Source organism: Thalassobacterium maritimum (assembly GCF_031127805.1).
GTDB classification, from domain to species: Bacteria; Verrucomicrobiota; Verrucomicrobiia; order Opitutales; family Coraliomargaritaceae; genus Thalassobacterium; species Thalassobacterium maritimum.
Window position 1 is genome coordinate 1 of sequence record NZ_JARXHW010000265.1, and the last position, 396, is coordinate 396.

A 396-nucleotide genomic window follows, 5' to 3' on the forward strand; every position below is an offset into this window, starting at 1 on the left:
CGATCTACAGAAATGAAAAGCATTACAGGAGCGCTACTCATTGTCGCATCATCGATTTTCTATTTAGCGAGAATCAATGCCCAGCCAATAAATTTCCAAAGTGCGATAGAGTTCTCAAATCGAATTAGCTTCACTCTATTCATATCAGGAACTGGATTTATAGCGTGGGACATCATATCAAACCACCTTAAAAGAATTAACAAACGTGCATCAAAAATAAAGAAAAGAGAATCTGATGGCCTAAGGTGAAGCATTTCCAACATTTGAATCATAGCCACAATCCACAGACCAAAAGAACCGTAGATCCAGACGGCACAGGTCAACCCATTTTACGCGCTAGAAATCCGATAACCCTCACTAATCCGAAACCCTCAGGCTGGGTGCCTGGCCTCCACG

Annotated in this window: 1 protein-coding gene; it reads left to right on the plus strand. The window is 42.2% G+C overall.

Annotated elements, in window-relative coordinates:
• On the plus strand, positions 1-249 hold a 249-nt coding region (locus QEH52_RS20290), incomplete at its 5' end, for a hypothetical protein (RefSeq protein ID WP_308952782.1).
• Between the last annotated feature and the right edge of the window lie 147 nt (positions 250-396).